We start from the raw sequence: 17,870 nt of genomic DNA on the forward strand, positions 1-17,870 counted from the left end.
GACCCCCATGACTTTTTTCATTTATTTCAGGCCCGTACGCGTGCCTCGATAAAGCCGATTTCCCTGGCGGAGGCAAACGCCGCGTCCAGGGAATGAAAAATCCGCGCCTGCTCTGCCCCATTTACCTTTCTATTCAAGCACAGCGCCACTAAAGCGCTATTTCTAATAACAATTATAATTAAATAGGTTTAAACCTATTTTATTATTCTCATACACCTGCTTTCTGTGCCCAATGGTGGCCGCTAAAATTTCCATTTTTCCTTCTTTTATTTCGCACAGGATACGGTAGTCGCCAACACGATAGCGCCAGAACTCCCCGAGCTCTCCCTTCAACGCTTTGCCCAAAGTGCGCAGGTCTTCGAGGGGAGCCACGCGAACGGTGAGGTAATCAACGATGCGCCGCGCGGCTTGTTTGTCCATTTTCTTTAGCGTTTTGAGAGCCTGTTTTGAGTATTCAATCGTCCAAGCCAAGCGCGGCCCTTACCTCTTCGGTGCTGTGAGTGGTTTCTTCGCCTCGCGCGATACGGGCACTGACATCAGCGGCTAAGTAATAATCCTCTAAGTCTTCTAAGTGGGTCAAAATAGCCTCCCGTGCATAATAGGTTTTGGTTCGGCCAGTCATGGCGGCTAAATTCGCCAATCGCTGCTCTATGTCTTGAGATAACCGAATTGCTAGCATGATAGCTCCTTTGCTATACGTGTATAGCGTTTAGTGTCGGTGATTTTTCCGACATGCGCAATCTACATAATTATAATATAATAGGTTTAAAACCTATTATATTATAATTAGTGGGGTGGAGAATGAGTGACAATAAGGCCGCATGGCGGCACTTTTACGCGGCAGAAAAAGCCTTTTATGCTTTTCTAGAGCAGAGCTGCACTGAGGCTGTATTCGGGGAATATCCCGCCTATAGCGAGCACCGCACCGCTAACGGGGCGTTATTGACGCGACCGCCGCGCTTTGTACGCAGCATTATCGTGGTGCCCACCGCGCTTAAACGGGAGCTGATGGAGCAAATACAGCACTTACAGGAGGCGTTTTTTGCTGCGGCTCCCGAGGGTAAACTGCCGGTCCGGTGGCCGAGTGTGTATCACGGCGTAGAGCAGGTGAATATCAGCGTGAACACGGCGCACAGCTCGAAAGCGGTCGTGCCTGGGGAAGCGTTACGGCTAAAAACGGCGCAGTGGCCGAAAGAAAAAGCCGCGCAAGCGGCGCTGTTAGCGCAATTTACACTGGAACAACAGGCCTTGATCGCGTGGGGGTTAAGCAGCGCCGCGATAGATGAAGCGCTGGAAATCGGTCGATTTGGGCAACCGGCCATCGTGTTAACGCTGACGGTGGACAGCCAAGAGCTGCTTGAGGTGACGGGATGCGCGAACATTCAGGCGCGAAAGTTTACGGGCTCACAATATCGGGCGCGTATTCGCCGAGTGGGGGAATCGGCGGGGACACGGGTTAAACTGGGGCTGATGGTGCTGTTGGGCAATGACTCGCCGCAGGTGGTCACCGCGACGCCGCAAGCGCCGCGACCGCACCAATTGAGTGCCACCGCGACCGCCATTGAGCTGCCGATTGAGGCCGAATTTACCTTTTTTGGCCGCGGTTAACCGTCCGCTCCGGTGTTGGGAATGAACATTCACGATGAATTATAATAGGTTTTAAACCTATTATATTATAAATGTGTTGGTGCTTGTTCCTGTTTGCAGGGGTGCGCTGTGTGAAAAAACGGGGGGGTTCCCTCGCTTAATTAGGTTTTATGCGCGTATGCACCCCACAAGCACGCGCTAGGTGATAGTGTGGTGACATTTTTGCCGCAATTCACAGACGTAGAAATTTTAATTCGGGTTAAGTAGCGTGCTTTCGCTTATAAAATGCACAATTACGCGCTTTTTAAGCCCGTTAACGGCAACTACGCCGGAATATAGATGTAAGGTTTTGATAAACAAGGGTTTTAATGTTTTTGGTAGTGTGCGTTATTGACGGCATCCGTGCCGGAATAGAGTGATGCAGCCCCTTTTTTATCGCTATATTCACCAACGGCAACCACGCCGAAATAGAGCTATAAGATGTTGATAAACAAGGGTTTTAATGTTTTTGGTAGTGTGCGTTATTGACGGCGTCCGTGCCGGAATAGAGTGATGCAGCCCCTTTTTTATCGCTATATTCACCAACGGCAACCACGCCGGAATAGAGCTGTAAGATGTTGATAAAAAAGGGTTTTAATGATGTTGGCATGTGCATTATTGACGGCATCCGTGCCGGAATAGTAGATCATTTCTACTCCTCCGACCCTCTTTTCCTTGCGGTTTTCACCCGCGGAGTTTGATTTATACCGCCATGGCCATGGTAATGTCAGCTTGAGCTCTTCTGTAGGGGGTGACAAATCGCCGTGAGGAGCATCAGCGGGAGTGAGTTGTGTGACATTTTTACCGCAATTAGTCAGTGTAGAAACAAAGTTTTTATTGTTTTTTATCAAGTGCTTAAGTTAGGCGTTCCGGCCTGAGTACATTTTGTGTTCGTTATTTGTGCCTCCATGAAGCCAGTTCTCGCCGCTCAACACGGCGATTTGTCACCCCCCCCCACAAGCGCACGCCAGATGATTGTGGGGCTGACATTTTTGCTGCAAAAAACAAAAGTAGAAACTTGAATCGCTTTTTTAAGGCGCCGCAAGTCACATAAAACCTGTAGGTATTAAATGTAATTTCCTTATATATCATTAACTTATATTTATATTGTGAAAGTTAACTTTGCTATAGCCAGCTGTGGAGTTTGGTTTCTACCCCGATTAGAGGTGTCAGGTTGAGTGTTCTGCCGTAGGGATAATATGTTAGTTTCTACCCCCCCCCAACCCCCTGTCCTTTGTGGTTTTACCCGCAGCGCACCCGCGCTTCGATGAAGCCAATTTCCCGCGCCGCCTGGAACGCCGCGTCCAACGAATGAAAAATCCGCGCCTGCTCTGCCCCATTTACCTTTCTATTCAAGCACAGCGCCACTAAGGCGCCGTTTCGGCGCTTAACGTGCAGATTCCAGCGTGGTGTGGGCCCCGATTCAAGCAAGGCCGGCAACAAGACGCAGCTTTGTAAGTCGCCGGCATCAAACAGCAGTCGCAGTTGGTCTAAACGCATATTGGTGTTTCACCTGTGCAAATTTAAGATTTGAGGTGTCAGGGTAGGGCAAAAAGCGGGTTTTGCAAGTGCAGAACGGGCGTTATGGGCACATTGATTGAACATAACGCCGTATTATCTAAAACGGGGCCACAGTTGCTAATTACCTCAAGCGTGATAAGTACTTCTGTCGTCCAAATGTATGTCTCAAAAAGTACACGTTATGGGATGCCAAAAACACCCCGTAAGCACCCTTGAAACTGTGGCGTGCAGCACGCTAAAGCCATGTTTATTGTCTTATAATGATTTTGGTACCTTTTGAAGCAGAAGCAGGGAGGACATTATGGCCGTTATTGGTTACGCCAGAGTAAGTACCAGCGAGCAAAGCACAGGCGCGCAGCAACACCAGATTGAACAAGTTTATAAAATAGACCGTTGGTTTATAGATGACGCAGTAAGCGGAACGGTAGCGGCCATGCAGCGACCATCATTTAAAGCCTGTTTGGAGTATTTACGCGAAGGCGATCAGCTAATCGTTGCTGCCATTGACCGCTTAGGCCGTTCTACTTTGGACGTATTGAACACAGTGGAATTATTACAGGAAAAGGGCGTACACGTTACTAGCCAGCGCGAGGGCTTTGATGTTGGGACGCCTATCGGTAAGGCCATGTTAACCATGCTAGCAGCGGTGGCCGAACTGGAGCGAAGCAATATCAAGTCTAGGCAGGCACAAGGCATCGCCAAGGCGAAGGAGCAGGGAAAGCACTTAGGTCGCCCTCGTGACATCGAGAAAGAAGCGAAAATAATCGAGCTATTAAAAGCCAGCGAGAGCAAAACAGCCATAGCTAAAAAAATAGGCGTTGGCCGCTCTACCGTGTACCGACTGGCCGAGCGTATCGGTTTATAAAAGGAGTAAATGATCATGCGTAAATTTCACATCAAAAGCGATAAAGGGTATTGGCTACAAAACGCTTTCGGCTACACGCAGAAGGAAAACGAAGCGGGTATTTTTACTTTTGAAGATATGCAGCGGCTTAACCTAAACCTAGACGAGTGCACGCTATACGCAGCAGGTTGAATCAACGTAACCCCCGAAGCTCTGCCTGGCACAGCGCTTTTGGCACATGGTTAAACACAACTCCGTATTGTCGGCAGTGGGAAGGCACTTGCTGGCGATCTTTTATGCCGTGAGTCTCCTTACCTGAGTAGACCGTGTTTGGCTGGAAAAACCAATAAAACCGGACTCACGGATTATATCGCTTGGTATGTTCAGTTGATAGTTATGGGCAGCGTTATCGTCTCAGGCTATTAATCTCAGGCCACAATGAATTTATATTTATTTCATACACTTATCGTTTAGGATGCAGCTCGTGAAGCAGGAAATTTCTGTATCTTTTTTATAATGGATTCAAGTTTTTATGAAACAAGAACTCCACGCTCTTGCCGCGCAACAGAGCATTCATAACCAAATAGCCCACCGCGCCCCCTTTGGCGATATCCTGTCGGCCACTATCGATATGGTGACTCAACAACTGCCCGATGCACTGGTGTCCTTCATGCTGCTAGATCCTGAGGATAATACCCTCAGTATCGTGGCCAGTAACGGCCTGTCCGACACTTACCACCAGGGAATCCAGAAAGTACCGGTCGGCCCCACTTCTGGAACCTGCGGGGTGAGCGCCTATCGTAGAGAGATAGTGATCACCGATGACATCGAGCAGGATATCAACTGGATTACTTTTGTTGAATATACCCGCCTGGAAGGATTGGTTTCCTGCTGGTCGGCCCCGGTGTTGACCGCCGATGGCGAACTGTTGGGCACGTTTGCTACCTATTATCGCTATCCCAGAGTGCCGACGCACAAAGAGCAAACCAGCCTAATTCAGGCTGCAGGACTGCTGGCCCTTGCCATTGCACGTCAACGCGACCTGCAAAAACTGAATTTTCAGCGCACTCACGATCAGTTGACCGGCCTGCTGAACCGAACGGCCTTTGAAACGCAGCTGGCATATAGTTATCAGCTGTTTAGCCATCAGTCCCGGCGCATTACGGTGCTGGTGATTAATCTGGACGGATTCAAGAGTGTCAACGACGGTCTCGGCCATCATATTGGCGACCGTTTGCTGCAGGCCGTTGCCGAGCGGCTGCTCGCCTGGCTGCAACCCCAAGATATGGTTGCCCGGCTAGGCGGCGACGATTTTGGCCTGCTACTGCTAGACCGAGAGCAAGAAGATATTATTCAAGCGGCGGAGAGCCTACTCACCCTATTGTCTCGGCCCTTTACCATCGACGAACACCAACTACATATCAGCGTCAGTATTGGCATTACGACCAGTGGCGAGTCAAGTCGGGAGAGTTGGGTCTTTATTCAGCACGCACACTTTGCCATGCGCGAAGCCAAACTTCAGGGACGCAATACTTGGCAGTTGTACAGCGGCGACATCAGCTCGCAGATTTGCGATCATATTGCCCTGCGTCGGGAAATACTGGAAGCGATAGAAGGCGAGCAGTTCGTTGTTTACTATCAGCCATTGGTGGATGCGCGTACCGGTAAGGTGCGAAGCATCGAGGCTTTGGTGCGCTGGGATCATCCGCAGCGGGGCATGGTGCCACCCAATGATTTCATTCCCCTAGCGGAGCAGACTGGGCAAATCATCGGCATCGATCGGTGGGTATTACGTCAGGCCTGTCTGGATACTGTGGATATTAACGCCAGCCGGCCAGCATCCCTACGGATTGGGGTGGCGGTCAATATCTCCCCAGTACACTTTCGCCGTGCCGGATTTTTTCTGGAAGTACAGCGAGTGCTGGAAGAAACAGGTTTGGAGCCATACCTGTTGGAGCTAGAAGTGACCGAAGGGGTGCTGATGTCGGGTGCCGATAAGGCTATCGAACAACTGAAAGCTCTGCGCCACCTTGGCGTGCTGGTGGCTATCGATGACTTTGGTACTGGTTTTTCCAGCCTCAGCTATCTGCGTAAGCTACCGATTAACAAGGTCAAGCTGGATCGTAGCTTCATCCAGAGTATCGACCATAATCGAGATAATGCCGCTATCGTCCAAGGCGTTATCACCATGGCGCACCACTTAGGTCTGCAGGTAGTGGCGGAAGGAGTGGAAACCGTGGCCGAACAGGAGTATTTGATAAAGCGTGGCTGCGATCTGTTGCAAGGTTTTCATTTCTCTAGGCCGGTGCCGCTGGCTGAATTTATGGCACTACCCGCCATACTGACAGCCGAGTAATGCTCCCACAAACTACCATTATGTGAGGGGTAATAGTTGGAGTTCTGGCTCCAAATTAAAAGGAATAAATCTGACTTTAAAGGCCGCCTAGAGCGGCCTTTTTTGTATGTTTAGCAACCATGCTGGTACGTAGTTGTTGAACATAACGCCGTATTATCGGTAGTTGACGAGATTTTTTAAAACTTAATCTCTGATATATAGCTTTATGTATGGAGGTTTTTTTTAGCCTTGGTATTGTCTCGTTTTATCCTTAAGTGAGATTAACTGTGAAAATAAAACTACCAATTATATGCTTGTTTTTTTCGGTGTCCGCGCACTCTCTTCCTGCTGCAGAATTCGACGTTGGGATTAAAGATGCTTCTAGTGTGATAGCTATGTCTGACGGGAGGAAAAAAGTGATATTTAATGCTCTAGTGACGTTGCAAGATGGTGGGTATGGTAAAAGCCAATCTGAAGAGATAATAAAAAGCAGGTATGGAGTCAGTTCAGCACAGCTTCAAAATATACTAATGGAAGGCTATCAAAAAGACTGGCTTAGTGAAAAAGATGGTTATTGAAAATCGGGAAAGTTCAGACTTACACATCAGTAATTTTTTTGTTGGTGTGTAAGCCTTAGCGTAAATTTATATTATATTTAAAAATCATTTTTGGTTTTCGAGTCTCATCATTGCAGCCTTGTTTCGATGATTCTTCATACATTGTTGGTATTGGGTGTCAGACCAGCGCTCGCTGCTACCTGAGCCTACCCAGCCTGAGTTGCTGCAATTAATACCCGTATCAGGATCTTTAGTTGCTATAGCAAAAACTATAAAAGCTATGATGGCAAATGGCCATGTTAATATGTACTTGTAAAAGAAGTAATATATAGGAGATTCTTCTTTTAGTGAGTTGTCTGTGCACACCAAGCATATAGTAGAATTTTCTTTTAAGTCTTTTTCAGACAGTATGGAGGTGCAAGATAAGCAGCGCTTTAAGTTTCTCTCTTCGAACTTGTGTTTGTTGATGACAGTCTTGCAATGTTTGCAAACTATTGCGTCAGATTTAATTGGTTCCGAGCAATAAGGGCATTTCACGTCGTTGTTCATATTCAACCGCCATTTAAATGTTGCGCTATGGTTATCAGTAAAATAGTAAATACAAAGAGTAGTATAATCCAAAGTGCACGGCGTTATTAAAATAAACTTATCAATATTTATATACAGAATACTATGCAAAATATTTCCCTTGGTCGTCACCATGTCCTGATTACGTGGCCGAGGGGGTTGGATTCAAGTCGTTGTTACCCTCCTTGCTGTGACGGTTAGACCGAACTGAGAAATCTCACATACGGTCTAGCGTGCGACGCGCACCATAGTCTTCCAGAACGTCGCGGATCTGGTTTTTTTGTACAAAGAATTCACATACAGCACGGCTAAAAGGAATTACCCGCAAGCCTCACAGGTCGAAGTCGTCGTAATCCTTATCAAGCACTTCCTGATCCAAACCAATGTAACGCATAGTTGTAGCCGGGCTGGAATGGTTCAGCATTGCCGCGATCCGCTCAATGGGCACACCGGCGGAGTGCATGAAGTAGCCCCGAGTTTTACGCATAGAGTGAGTGCCAATATTTACCTGTACGCTGTTACGTTCCCCGACTTCCTTAAATGCTTTAGCCACAGCAAAGCGGGTGATAGGTTTACCGAGTGCTTTTGAACGGTTGCTAGCCGACTGGAATAAATAAACGTGCTCAGGGTTCGCCGCTCGACGCTTTTCTATGATGGCCCGTGCGCTGGGCGTAATTTTGATAATCCGCTTCTTTCCCGTCTTGCCTTCCGCGATCGCCACCCGCTCGCCAGTCACATCCGAGAAAGTCAGACTAAGCAGGTCACTGATCCTAAGTGCCATATTTAAACCGATGGCCCATACATCGCCGTAAATATCCGACTTATCACGAAGCAGGTTTTCTATCCGCTTAACCATGGCTTTATCTTTTACCGCCGCCACTTCAATCATGTCGCCTCCTATTACACACAATGAGCTTAAATTACGCTTTGTGTGTAATAGAGCTGTTTTTATGTAACGTCTGCCATGCAGTGCAAGGCTTAGCTACTACACACAATACTATTCTGTGTAGTAGAGGTTAATCCCGTTACTCAACAATGGCAAGGTGTTGGCAGTTCGGTGGGGTTGTTACTCTAAGCAGGTCGCAATCAATGTGATATTAGTTAAATGGTAGAGACAAGAAAGCACATCCGCATAGCGTTACCAGTGGATAAATGAGAGGTGTTTGAGGAAGCCAAGAAAAAGTCGTAATGCACAGCGCTGATTAAACTCACCTATGGGAAGCTTGCTAGTAAGTTGATCCAGTGTGCACTTGAACAAGAGCAAACGAAGAAGCGCGGCGGTAAGTTTTGGACGACACACCGCCGCACAGCGTAATCCACAGGAGTGATGAATTATAGATTACAAAATGATTGTAGCAGCTTTTAAGGTGGGGGAAGTCCTGCCCCCGCTCTACTATCAAGCTATGCTGTAATCGCTTATCAGGCTTTCAATGGGGATCTTTAGTCCGTCTGATAGGTTGCGGATCATGCTTAAGTTTAGCTTTCTCTTTCTGTTTAGAACGTCAGACACTCGACTGCGGTTGCCAAAAAACGGCACCATATCTTTAGGGGTTAAACCCTGCTGCTCCATTCTAAACTTAATAGCCTCCACTGGGTCGGGCGCGGCAATGGGACAATGCTTAGCTTCAAAAGCCTCTGCAAGTGTCGCCAGAACCTCAAGCTCATCGCCTTCTGTCGTGCCTATTGGTGCGCCCCACAGCTCGCTAATGCGCTCCATTGCTGCTTCGTAGTCTTGTTCGGTGCGTATAGGTGTAATTCTCATAGTGACCTCCTTAAACCTTCGTGACGTCAATCTTGTCGTACTCGGCATGTGTGCCAATGAATCTGATTAAGCACCATTGCCGTGGGTAGTCTATCGCCGCCACTAAGCGGTACTTGTTGCCCGCGATGTTAAACACGACCCTGTTGTTAGCGACGATACTAGCCGTGCCATAAGCAGCCTTGATTGCTTGGGGCGTTTCCCAAGTGGCTGCTTTCGCCTCGTCGTACCAAGCCTTTAATGGCTGCTCTGAATCTTCGCGGTTCGGTCTTTCCCAAAAATCTCTTAGTGTGCCTCGTGATAAAACTCTCATCGGTGGCGTTCTCTTTAACCATTTTGGTTAACTATACAGGATTGGGCAAGTTTAATTAACCATTTTGGTTAAGCTTCTGATGCTGGGATTTAAGTTGGTACAGACATAAAGGCAGCTTTTCAGTAATGCGTGGTGTTGCGATAGTTGCGGGGTGCTGTGCTCAGCTAGCTAAGTGCTACCCCAAAACAGGCAATATTTTACCAAGACTGTAAATGTTGGTATTAACAGAGCTCGCTAACCATCCTCGGCCAATTTGGTGACGCATATGAGGCAGTGCTGCTGGGTGCTGGTTTGGTACACGTTTCGCGTACTACCGGTGTGGTCATGATGACCAGAGAGGCCGTTCACTTACTAAAATACGCCTATTAGTAAGTGAAAGCAGAGGGGCATAGTTCGGGGCGCAGCTTTAGGCCCCTTACGGTAAGTTATCGTAAATAAGGGCAGGCCACTGTCCAAGCTAGCCTGCCCTAGATTTGTTGCTGAAATTTCGGTTTATTTCATGAATTTAAGATCTGCTTTGCGCCGGTTTTTAACTTCTTGGTAGAAGTTTTCATGGGAACCTATGTTTAGTAAGTACAGCTCCAACTTATCTTCAATCCAACTGTAGCCTAGCAAGACCAGGCTCTCGCCAACCTTGAATTTATGCACCCACAAGTGGGACAAGTCACCTACCTTTTGCTCACCCATGGAGGGGTTAGCAACAACCTTATCTATTTCATCCTCTACAACTTTGGCTTGGCTGTCGCTTAACTTGCCAATCTGCTTACTGAATAGATTTGTTTGGTAAACATCAATCTCGTTTTGTTCTGCGGACATAAGGTTTTACTCTTCCTAATTTCACCTCTTGAGTCGCAAGCAGTGCATCCTTCACAAAGCTAAATGGCAAGTCTGGATTCTCTTCGACCATCTGGCCGATTTTTGCCCAGTATTCTATCTGCTTTGGAACGGAGCGGTGTGATACAAGAGCGTGAACTTTGACGTCAGAAACAAATTCCGCGTCTAGTCTTATTGATTGGGCCATATGAAGCACCTCCTTTTAAGTTACTACAACTATATGCGACATTTTGTCGCTTATCAATGCAAGGCGCAGCAAAGGGGGCTTGTGCGTGCGAGTAAAGGTGCTCACAGCTCAGTGGCGCCCAGGTAGATAGGTGTCAGCCTCATGGTGATATTCGAGATCATAATGGCTAGGGTATGTTGAAGTTTCACATGGGCAGCCATAGAAACCCACAGGCCATGGCCACCGTGCTTGCGTAATTCCGCTTCAGTTTGTCGAAGCGCGACGCCACGGCCGGATAATGCTTCAGCCGAGCAAAGGCGTTTTCCACCAAGTGGCTATAACGATACAAACCTCTATCCAGGTCAGCGTTACCTTTGGTGGAATTGCGCTTTCTGGGGATGAAGGGTTGCGCGACTTGTGATGCAATCTGCTCCCAGAGCGGTTCCCTGTCATAGCCTTTGTCCGCGATAATGGCTTGTGTGGCCGGCAGCTTGGCAATCAGTTCCGGCGCGGCCTTACAATCGTGAACGTCACCGCCTGCCCATCGAATTCGATGGGCAGGCCATAGACATCCACGGCCAGATGAATCTTGGTTGTGTTACCTGCCCGGCTTTTCCCTATGGCCTGCCCCTGCACTATGTTGATATTCCTTGACATAGGTGCCATCAACTCCATGTCTGGCTTAACCACCAGCGCTTTGAAGATCCTGAGCCACTTGCCTGCTGCTGACCAGGCGTTAAAGCGCTTGTAAACCTTACTCCAGCTTCCGAAGACGGTGGGTAGACCCGCCAAGGACAACCCGTGCGCATGCGATAGAGCATACCTTCTACCGTCATACGTAAATCACGTTTGTCACAGATGGATTCTTGCAGCAAAATTTTCCGTAGCTTCGAACAGATCTCATCAGTGAGCAGTAATTGGGGCATCGAATAGAGTGTGATAACTTGAACAATACGAGTTTTCTATTTACTATCCGACATTCCGCACCGGTTTTAATGTTTATTTTCGACGAAGATGCCCACACATTTGCAGAAGATGAGGAAAGTGGCTGTTTTGAAATCAGAGTGTAAAATCGAGTTGTGGGATGGTAGAGCATGCTCTTTAGCTCCCCTATTCGGGATAAAAAACAGTGTAACCGGATATTGTTAGATGACGCCACTTTAGATGTCATCTAAATTCTGTACCTAGCGAAAAAATTGTGATGTAAATCTCAATTTTAAATCTAGAAATTAGGTGCGGAATGTCGGTACTATCAATAGCTTGTCGACAATCGTCAACAGACCCTAATAAAGGTTTATGTAAAAAACTCTATCGCCGGTCGCTCTGAAGGCCGCCCTAACTTAAAAGGGATGTAGAAAGCCAAATGCCTCACTAGAAATAGTGCAGGCATTTGGCTTTTTACATAGTGAGTTTAAAATAACAGTTAAAAAACTAAAAAATTATCTAAGAGATAAAACAAATAAATTTATGCTGGCAATATGTAAGAAATAACATCGACAGTCTCTGGGGTAACACCGTGCTCGGCTATTCGCTTTCTTAGTAAGTCGTTAGTAGCTAAGTGATAGACCATCTCTTCAATAGACATCTGCCGGCCTTCCTTGTTTAGCGCCCTTCTCAATTCAATGACTTGCTCTTTAGTGATCTGCTTATAATTAAATGATAAACCGCGAAGGCCATTTTTGGCTGATATCAGATATTGACTTACTTCACTTGGGTCGATAGAAAACCTTTGCTCTATTGAAGCTAAGGTTTCAACTATAGTGTTATCACCCGTGGTATCTATTATAATTAAATCTAGCTCTATGGACTCAACGGTTAGTCTTAGCGCGTAGGGCGTTCTTTCTAACACAGCATTTATAGCGTCAAATATCTTTTTAGCCTTACGCCAGAGCTGCATACCCGTTAGTTCTTTTGCTGGCACAGGCTCTTTAGTGTTCAACTTGCTCAGTGCTTGCCCCGTAGAATAAAGCTTATTCGGCAATGAGGGGCTTGAATTTCCCCCTCTAGTGTTCATTTTCACACCACAATGTTGCAGTACATCTTTTAAGATAAAGGTGATAATCATTTCGGAGAAGGTGGTCTTACCTGTTACTATTAGCGTGATATTAAAACCAAAGAAATCTCGTTCAACTTCGATTGGAGTTAATCTTTTTGCCTGATCGCGGGCTTTTTTAAGTTCTTCTCTCAATGATTTACTTGCAGTTTTAGCGAAAGAGGAGAAAAAACTTTTCTGAAAGTCGTACTCACAGCCGCCATCAAGCAAGATATCCATTAGTTCTTGCTTGTTTATCTTAATGCCGGCGGGCCCTGCATATTGCATTCTGTTTCTTAGCTCTAAATAGAGGCTAAATATTTGGGTTGGCTCTCTAAATACGCTTTCAGGAAAAGCAAATAACGACTTATTATTAAATATCGCTTTAAAAACAACAGGATGCCAAATTATTTCGTAAACAGAAGGCGATGCATCTTGATCGTTAGCCAAATCGAGCGCACTTTCTGATAAAGATGGCGTATCAATGATAAAACGAAACTGGTTATTCTTAAATAAACTTCGGTCATTGTCATCAAAAAAAGGCGTTAAGGAATGAACATCATATTCCGTAGTTCTAATTTTTACTATCTGTCTCCACAAGTACTTTCTATTAGCCACGTCACCTTGCTTTCTGCCGATGATATTTAAAATAGTGTCAGCATATATGGGGGTGACGTTATTGGACATTTCCCCGTCTCTGCTAAAAGATCCTTGGTAGACAGTGTGGTACTGAATAGTTTGTGAGATCAGGGCATACAAGGTCTTCATGTCATCTTTGTCTATGATGCCGTTGCCACCCGATGCCAGCACCACTGCTTTGTCTTTACCCATGTTGATCATAAATCGCCGAGTATGGACGATTGTTTTAGACGGCACAGACAAGGCTGATATATCACCCAGTGGCAGGCTAACCATCAAGTTCATATCAGGGCAGTCTTTTAGCGGTGGACGTTTTCTGTGCTTGTCTTCAACGGATTTTCTAGCATTGAGCGATACGCTGCGTTTTAGTTGCGAGTGATCAGCGCCTAAACTTCCAGTTTCATTGTCGTACTCAAGTATCCAGACGGTGCCATGATCACTATCAGTTTTTGCGAAAATAGACGATCTGCTCAAGCGACGTATCAACGACTTGTTTTGGATTTGCAGTAGCTGTGAGACCATGCTGAGTTCGGCAACGAGCGTATTTTTATGCAGGCCTATTGATGCAGGCTCTAATGGGAGCTGGTGTGCTGCACGAAAAGTTTTGGTGATCAGCCCTTTGGTTGCCTTGGTAGCATTACCAAACATGTTCAAGAGAGTATCTACATCAACTTTTACCGTGCCAAGGCTAATGTAGGTCTTAGGGCCGTCCATCATTATTTAACCGTCCACAGCATCATTAACGTATCGCTTGAATGCTAAGCGATCGGGAATGGTTTGTGAAGCCTGTTTTGCAAAAAGTTGTCACTAGATAAAATGAGCTGAGATAATTTATTTCACTTACTTATTAAATGATCTTTGTTCTTAAGTTAACTATGTTCTTAATGATACTGATAGGGTGAAAAACATTTGTCAGTGTCGCTGGTGACGAATTAACTTAAGTAGTTGATATTATTTATATTTAATCATTTATTTCTTAGTGTTATTTGCTTGTTTTATGGCAATGACAGCTCTTAATCCTTGCAGGGACAGGTCTTAAAATGTCAGCGACAGCTCTTATCCCTTGCAATGACAGCTCTTATCTCTGGCAATGACAGCTCTTAATCCTTGCAGGGACAGGTCTTAAATTGTCAGTGACAGCTCATCATATAACATGATATCACCAGCTTACGAACATGTTATTAACAGCTTAATCACAGGCTGCTTGTTGCTCGGCTGCCTGTTTTTTGAGCGATTACTAAGTTTTAATAATGAGGATAATGACAAATTATATGGGTGATTATCGCTATCTATAATTTTTGACAGCGGGTTAAGAGAGAAATTAAGAGCTCATGAGTAAAACATGGCTACTTTAAATATGGCAGTGACAGCCCATAAATGAGTGAAGTCTCACCTAAAAATGGCGGGGACAACTCATGAATGAGTGAAGTCTCACCTGAAAATGGCGGGGACAGCTCATGAATGAGTGAAGTCTCATCTGAAAATGGCGGGGACAGCTCATGAATGAGTGAAGTCTCACCTGAAAATGGCGGGGACAGCTCATGAATGAGTGAAGTCTCACCTGAAAATGGCGGGGACAGCCCATGAATGAGTGAAGTCTCACCTGAAAATGGCGGGGACAGCCCATAAATGAGTGAAGTCTCACCTGAAAATGGCGGGGACAGCTTATAAATGAGAAGGGGGCCGGTAGTGGTGGCGAAACAATGAGTTTACGACTCCTATAGTTGGTTATGTAGTAGGAAAAAGGCTGTTATACCGATGAAGGTGTGTTGCGAAGCGTCGATTACCAATATTTGTCACCCCATTCAATGTTCAACGTTGGCTGCTACCCTCCCTGAAAGAGGGGGCTTCCTAATTCATCGAGAACAGGACACGGAGACTGGTCCCATGTCGCAGATATAGACATCCTCTCCAAGGGCTAACACCGCCAGCCCGGCGGCTTTAATGTTAATTGCAGTGTTAATGTCACGGTTGTGGATAACCTCGTATTCGGGAAGCCCCACGCCCTGGCCGACAACGGCAACGACGATAACGTGTGCCCTCAACCTGAGCAATGTTTGGATCTGGGGAACCACTGGTCAATAGTGACCAGTGAGCGCCCGGCCCATTCCGCCCTGTAGAACAACTGGCGCACGAATTCGCCCCAGCTGACATCGGCAATGGCTTTGCTCAATCTGCGGTTGCGAATCATGTTTTTCACTTTCCGGGATAGTTTGTGCAAGCCGTTTGACGGCAATCGGAGATCTTGGCGTGAGGATGTACATCACCCGCTGGTTAACTGCTCTGATGTTGATGCCCGACGGTATGTTAAGGGAGCAAAGCAACACCGCAAGGCGGCGTCCTTAGTCCGGTATTGGCCAATCTGTTCTTACACTATGTGTTCGATAAATGGCTCACGCTGCATCATCCGACAGTACCTTGGTGCTGATATGCTGACGATGGACTGGTTCATTGTCGAAGCAAGCGGCAAGCATAGGAACTGCTGGAAAGGCTAAAGCACCGCTTTAAAGTCTGTGGACTGGGGCCCCATCAAGAGAAGACGAAGATAGTTTACTGTAAGGGTAACGTTCGAAAAGGTAATCACGACATCCAGCAGTTCGACTTTCTGGGTTATACGTTCAGGGCGAGAAGTGCACAACCGTCTGCAGGAAACATCTTCATGAGTTTCACGCCGGGCGGTGAGTAAATCGGCACTCAAAGCCATGCGAACGAAGCTGAGGAAGTTACGAATAGGGTGGCGGACTGATATGAGCATCCATCAAATTTCGAAGTGGTTAAACCCCATGGTTTATAGGTGGATTAACTATTATGCACGGTTTCACAAGTCAGCCATGAAGGCGATAGATCGGCATCTTAACCTTGCCTTGGTCAAATGGACCAGACGCAAGTACAAGGGCCTTCAGCGTCATAAACTCCGTGCTTGCCAGTTCATCACTTTTTGGCGGAGGATACCTTGTTCTTTAGGGCAGGGAGGAATCCGCTCTCTCCTTAGTTGTATTGAAATCCATCGCCCGAGTGTATGAGGCGACAATGTTTATGACTTATTCCTTGGACGGTGCCACCTTGAGTGGTGATATTAAAGAAGCCACTCGCTCTTACCGCCACGCGACCGACATAACTACCCGTTTTGACGCCACTGGGCACAGTGGCCGCAACCATATCCCCTGTCTTAAAGCCCTTGACCGTGCTCTGTTGCTTCGCTGCCGTGCGGGGAAACCCGTATTTGTCCACTCGGCACATCTGCCGCGAGCCGTGACCCTTGGCTGAGATAGTCAGGGGTTTTATTTTTTTACCGATAAACACCTTCGCGCCGGAATCCCCAGCACAAGCCGCATCGACCCAGTGCTCTTTGCCGTAGCCTTGCTGAGTACGGTTGAACTTGGTCTGGCCACCGCTGGTGAACGTCACGGGCAAGCCGAACTGCTTCACCGCCGCACCCAATCGGTATCGCGCCGCATTCACCGCCGCTGCATCCCGCATCGACATAAATTTACCCGCCATCACCGTCGGAATGTGCTGAACTCGGGCTTGCGCCAGCTTACTTTTGTGTTGCTTATTGAGCGCCAGCCAGTCTTCGAGTGAGTGCGCATCTTTGTGCTGATTGCAGGTCACGCAGGACGTAATTAAGTTCTTCACGCTGTTGCTGCCGCCTCTTGAGCGCGGATGTTTGTGATCGACATTCAGCACCGGGTCATTGGCGGCCCCGTGGCAATACTGGCAAGTGTGGCGGTCACGAAACAGCACATACTCCCGCAACTCAAACCCTGCTCGTTCACCTTGCTGATACTCAGCGCCAGCTATGTCGGGATGGGTCATTTTCTGCATATCAAAGCGCACCGTTTCGACCACGATGTGGGTCACGGGGCTGAAGGTAATCAGCTTGCGTGTCCACGTTTCACCGTTATACACCCGGCTTAGAATGCTGGGGGCCAACCAGCCTTTGGGTTTGGTGCGATTATCAAATCGGGCTGCACGATAGCGGGTTTTACGGCTTCGTCGGTTGCCACGGTTGGCGGCACGGCTGATGAGCGCGGCACTGATTGCGTGGCCACGGTGATTCAAGTTGGCCGCCCACACGGCTTTAATGCCGTGTTTACCGTGTAAGTTCAGTGCCAGCCCCGTGGTGTTGCTGCCGGGGTCGAGCTTGGCTTCCAGTGGCTGAACTTCACCCCCCACTCTTTCCAGTAAGATAATGGTAAAAGGAAAGGCCCGAAACACCGCCGCCTTGCCGTTTTTCAGCAAAGCTCTTGCCCGTGCTGGGTGGCAGGGCATCAGCGGTTGTTTATTGTTATCTAACACTAAGGTTCGGTGCATTTAGTTACCTAAATATCTTCGCGTAATGCGAGTAAAGTACGCCTCGACAAAGTTAGTGAGAGGTTTAATGAGCACGACACTGGCTAGACCCGTTAAGCCTGTTTAATCGTACTCCGCAGAGCGTGGGACTGGCGAGTGTCATCCCACGGTGCCTATGTATTCTCTCCTAACGTAGCACCCAAAGGTGCTGAGTCTGGTCAACTCAGGCTTTTACAAGCCTGCCCCTTCAGGGGCGGGTAATTGACGGAAGGACCGGCAAAGCGGATGCCGCATCTGTGTGCTCATTGGAGAGTAGGACTGGAAACTGCGTTTGCATGATGGAAGCGGTATGAATCGAGAGGTTCACGTACCGTTCTGCAAGAG

At 47.3% G+C, this 17,870-nt stretch carries 17 protein-coding genes and 2 pseudogenes; 6 read left to right on the top strand and 13 right to left on the bottom strand.

Annotated elements, in window-relative coordinates; genetic code table 11:
- Positions 1 to 162: 162 nt before the first annotated feature.
- Both R0134_RS16045 and R0134_RS16050 read right to left on the bottom strand, forming a co-directional pair.
- Positions 163 to 471 carry a type II toxin-antitoxin system RelE/ParE family toxin gene (locus R0134_RS16045; RefSeq protein WP_319784475.1) on the bottom strand — a complete coding sequence of 103 codons (309 nt, stop codon included), beginning with the start codon at positions 469 to 471 and terminating at the stop codon, positions 163 to 165.
- Positions 455 to 679 carry a TraY domain-containing protein gene (locus R0134_RS16050; protein ID WP_319784476.1) on the bottom strand — a complete coding sequence of 75 codons (225 nt, stop codon included), beginning with the start codon at positions 677 to 679 and terminating at the stop codon, positions 455 to 457. Before R0134_RS16050 ends, R0134_RS16045 begins: the two co-directional genes overlap by 17 nt.
- Positions 680 to 801: 122 nt before the next feature.
- On the opposite strand from R0134_RS16050, the gene R0134_RS16055 reads away from it, so the two are divergent.
- The gene (locus R0134_RS16055) at positions 802 to 1,608 is read left to right on the top strand and encodes a hypothetical protein (protein ID WP_319784477.1); all 807 of its coding nucleotides are present in this window, start codon (positions 802 to 804) and stop codon (positions 1,606 to 1,608) included.
- Positions 1,609 to 2,086: 478 nt separating this feature from the next.
- On the opposite strand, the gene R0134_RS16060 is transcribed toward R0134_RS16055, so the two are convergent.
- Together R0134_RS16060 and R0134_RS16065 are read right to left on the bottom strand one after the other, a co-directional pair.
- A complete protein-coding gene (locus R0134_RS16060; RefSeq protein WP_319784478.1) occupies positions 2,087 to 2,242 on the bottom strand; it encodes a hypothetical protein in 156 nt (51 codons plus the stop codon).
- Between the two features lie 626 nt (positions 2,243 to 2,868).
- Entirely contained in the window at positions 2,869 to 3,126 is a 258-nt protein-coding gene (locus tag R0134_RS16065; RefSeq protein WP_319784479.1) for a hypothetical protein, read from the bottom strand.
- Positions 3,127 to 3,448: 322 nt separating this feature from the next.
- Here R0134_RS16065 and R0134_RS16070 point away from each other — a divergent pair, with 322 nt between their 5' ends.
- The 4 genes from R0134_RS16070 to R0134_RS16085 all read left to right on the top strand — a co-directional run bounded on the left by R0134_RS16070 (position 3,449) and on the right by R0134_RS16085 (position 6,904).
- Positions 3,449 to 4,012 (top strand): recombinase family protein, encoded by a 564-nt coding sequence (locus R0134_RS16070; RefSeq protein ID WP_319784480.1) that lies wholly within the window; start codon positions 3,449 to 3,451, stop codon positions 4,010 to 4,012.
- Positions 4,013 to 4,027: 15 nt separating this feature from the next.
- Positions 4,028 to 4,183, top strand: coding sequence for a hypothetical protein (locus R0134_RS16075; RefSeq protein WP_319784481.1), 156 nt, complete (start codon positions 4,028 to 4,030; stop codon positions 4,181 to 4,183).
- A gap of 340 nt (positions 4,184 to 4,523) precedes the next feature.
- Entirely contained in the window at positions 4,524 to 6,347 is a 1,824-nt protein-coding gene (locus R0134_RS16080) for a GGDEF domain-containing protein (protein ID WP_319784482.1), read from the top strand.
- Between the two features lie 266 nt (positions 6,348 to 6,613).
- Entirely contained in the window at positions 6,614 to 6,904 is a 291-nt protein-coding gene (locus R0134_RS16085) for a hypothetical protein (protein ID WP_319784483.1), read from the top strand.
- Between the two features lie 877 nt (positions 6,905 to 7,781).
- Here R0134_RS16085 and R0134_RS16090 read toward each other — a convergent pair.
- The 8 genes and pseudogenes from R0134_RS16090 to R0134_RS16125 all read right to left on the bottom strand — a co-directional run.
- Positions 7,782 to 8,339 (bottom strand): tyrosine-type recombinase/integrase, encoded by a 558-nt coding sequence (locus R0134_RS16090; protein ID WP_319784484.1) that lies wholly within the window; start codon positions 8,337 to 8,339, stop codon positions 7,782 to 7,784.
- A gap of 507 nt (positions 8,340 to 8,846) precedes the next feature.
- Entirely contained in the window at positions 8,847 to 9,212 is a 366-nt protein-coding gene (locus R0134_RS16095; protein WP_319784485.1) for a transcriptional regulator, read from the bottom strand.
- 10 nt (positions 9,213 to 9,222) lie between these two features.
- On the bottom strand, positions 9,223 to 9,522 hold the full coding sequence (locus tag R0134_RS16100; RefSeq protein ID WP_319784486.1) for a type II toxin-antitoxin system HigB family toxin: 300 nt from the start codon (positions 9,520 to 9,522) through the stop codon (positions 9,223 to 9,225).
- Positions 9,523 to 10,014: 492 nt separating this feature from the next.
- Positions 10,015 to 10,338, bottom strand: a complete 324-nt coding sequence (locus R0134_RS16105) for a type II toxin-antitoxin system RelE/ParE family toxin (RefSeq protein WP_319784487.1) — start codon at positions 10,336 to 10,338, stop codon at positions 10,015 to 10,017.
- Positions 10,313 to 10,543, bottom strand: coding sequence for a TA system antitoxin ParD family protein (locus tag R0134_RS16110; protein WP_319784488.1), 231 nt, complete (start codon positions 10,541 to 10,543; stop codon positions 10,313 to 10,315). Before R0134_RS16110 ends, R0134_RS16105 begins: the two co-directional genes overlap by 26 nt.
- Before the next feature lie 184 nt (positions 10,544 to 10,727).
- Positions 10,728 to 11,448 (bottom strand): annotated as a pseudogene (locus R0134_RS16115) (IS5 family transposase).
- Positions 11,449 to 11,987: 539 nt separating this feature from the next.
- A complete protein-coding gene (locus R0134_RS16120) occupies positions 11,988 to 13,910 on the bottom strand; it encodes a replication initiator protein RctB domain-containing protein (protein WP_319784489.1) in 1,923 nt (640 codons plus the stop codon).
- A 1,139-nt stretch (positions 13,911 to 15,049) separates the two neighbouring features.
- Positions 15,050 to 15,446, bottom strand: a pseudogene (locus R0134_RS16125) (RNA-guided endonuclease InsQ/TnpB family protein); the annotation flags it as partial.
- 494 nt (positions 15,447 to 15,940) lie between these two features.
- Here R0134_RS16125 and R0134_RS16130 point away from each other — a divergent pair.
- On the top strand, positions 15,941 to 16,216 hold the full coding sequence (locus tag R0134_RS16130) for a group II intron maturase-specific domain-containing protein (protein ID WP_319784490.1): 276 nt from the start codon (positions 15,941 to 15,943) through the stop codon (positions 16,214 to 16,216).
- Here the strand turns inward: R0134_RS16130 and iscB are convergent.
- Complete coding sequence (iscB, locus tag R0134_RS16135; RefSeq protein WP_319784491.1) at positions 16,182 to 17,507, bottom strand: RNA-guided endonuclease IscB; 1,326 nt, start codon at positions 17,505 to 17,507, stop codon at positions 16,182 to 16,184. The genes R0134_RS16130 and iscB overlap by 35 nt on opposite strands.
- Positions 17,508 to 17,870: the final 363 nt, after the last annotated feature.

The organism is Oceanisphaera sp. IT1-181, assembly GCF_033807535.1.
Lineage (GTDB): Bacteria > Pseudomonadota > Gammaproteobacteria > Enterobacterales > Aeromonadaceae > Oceanimonas.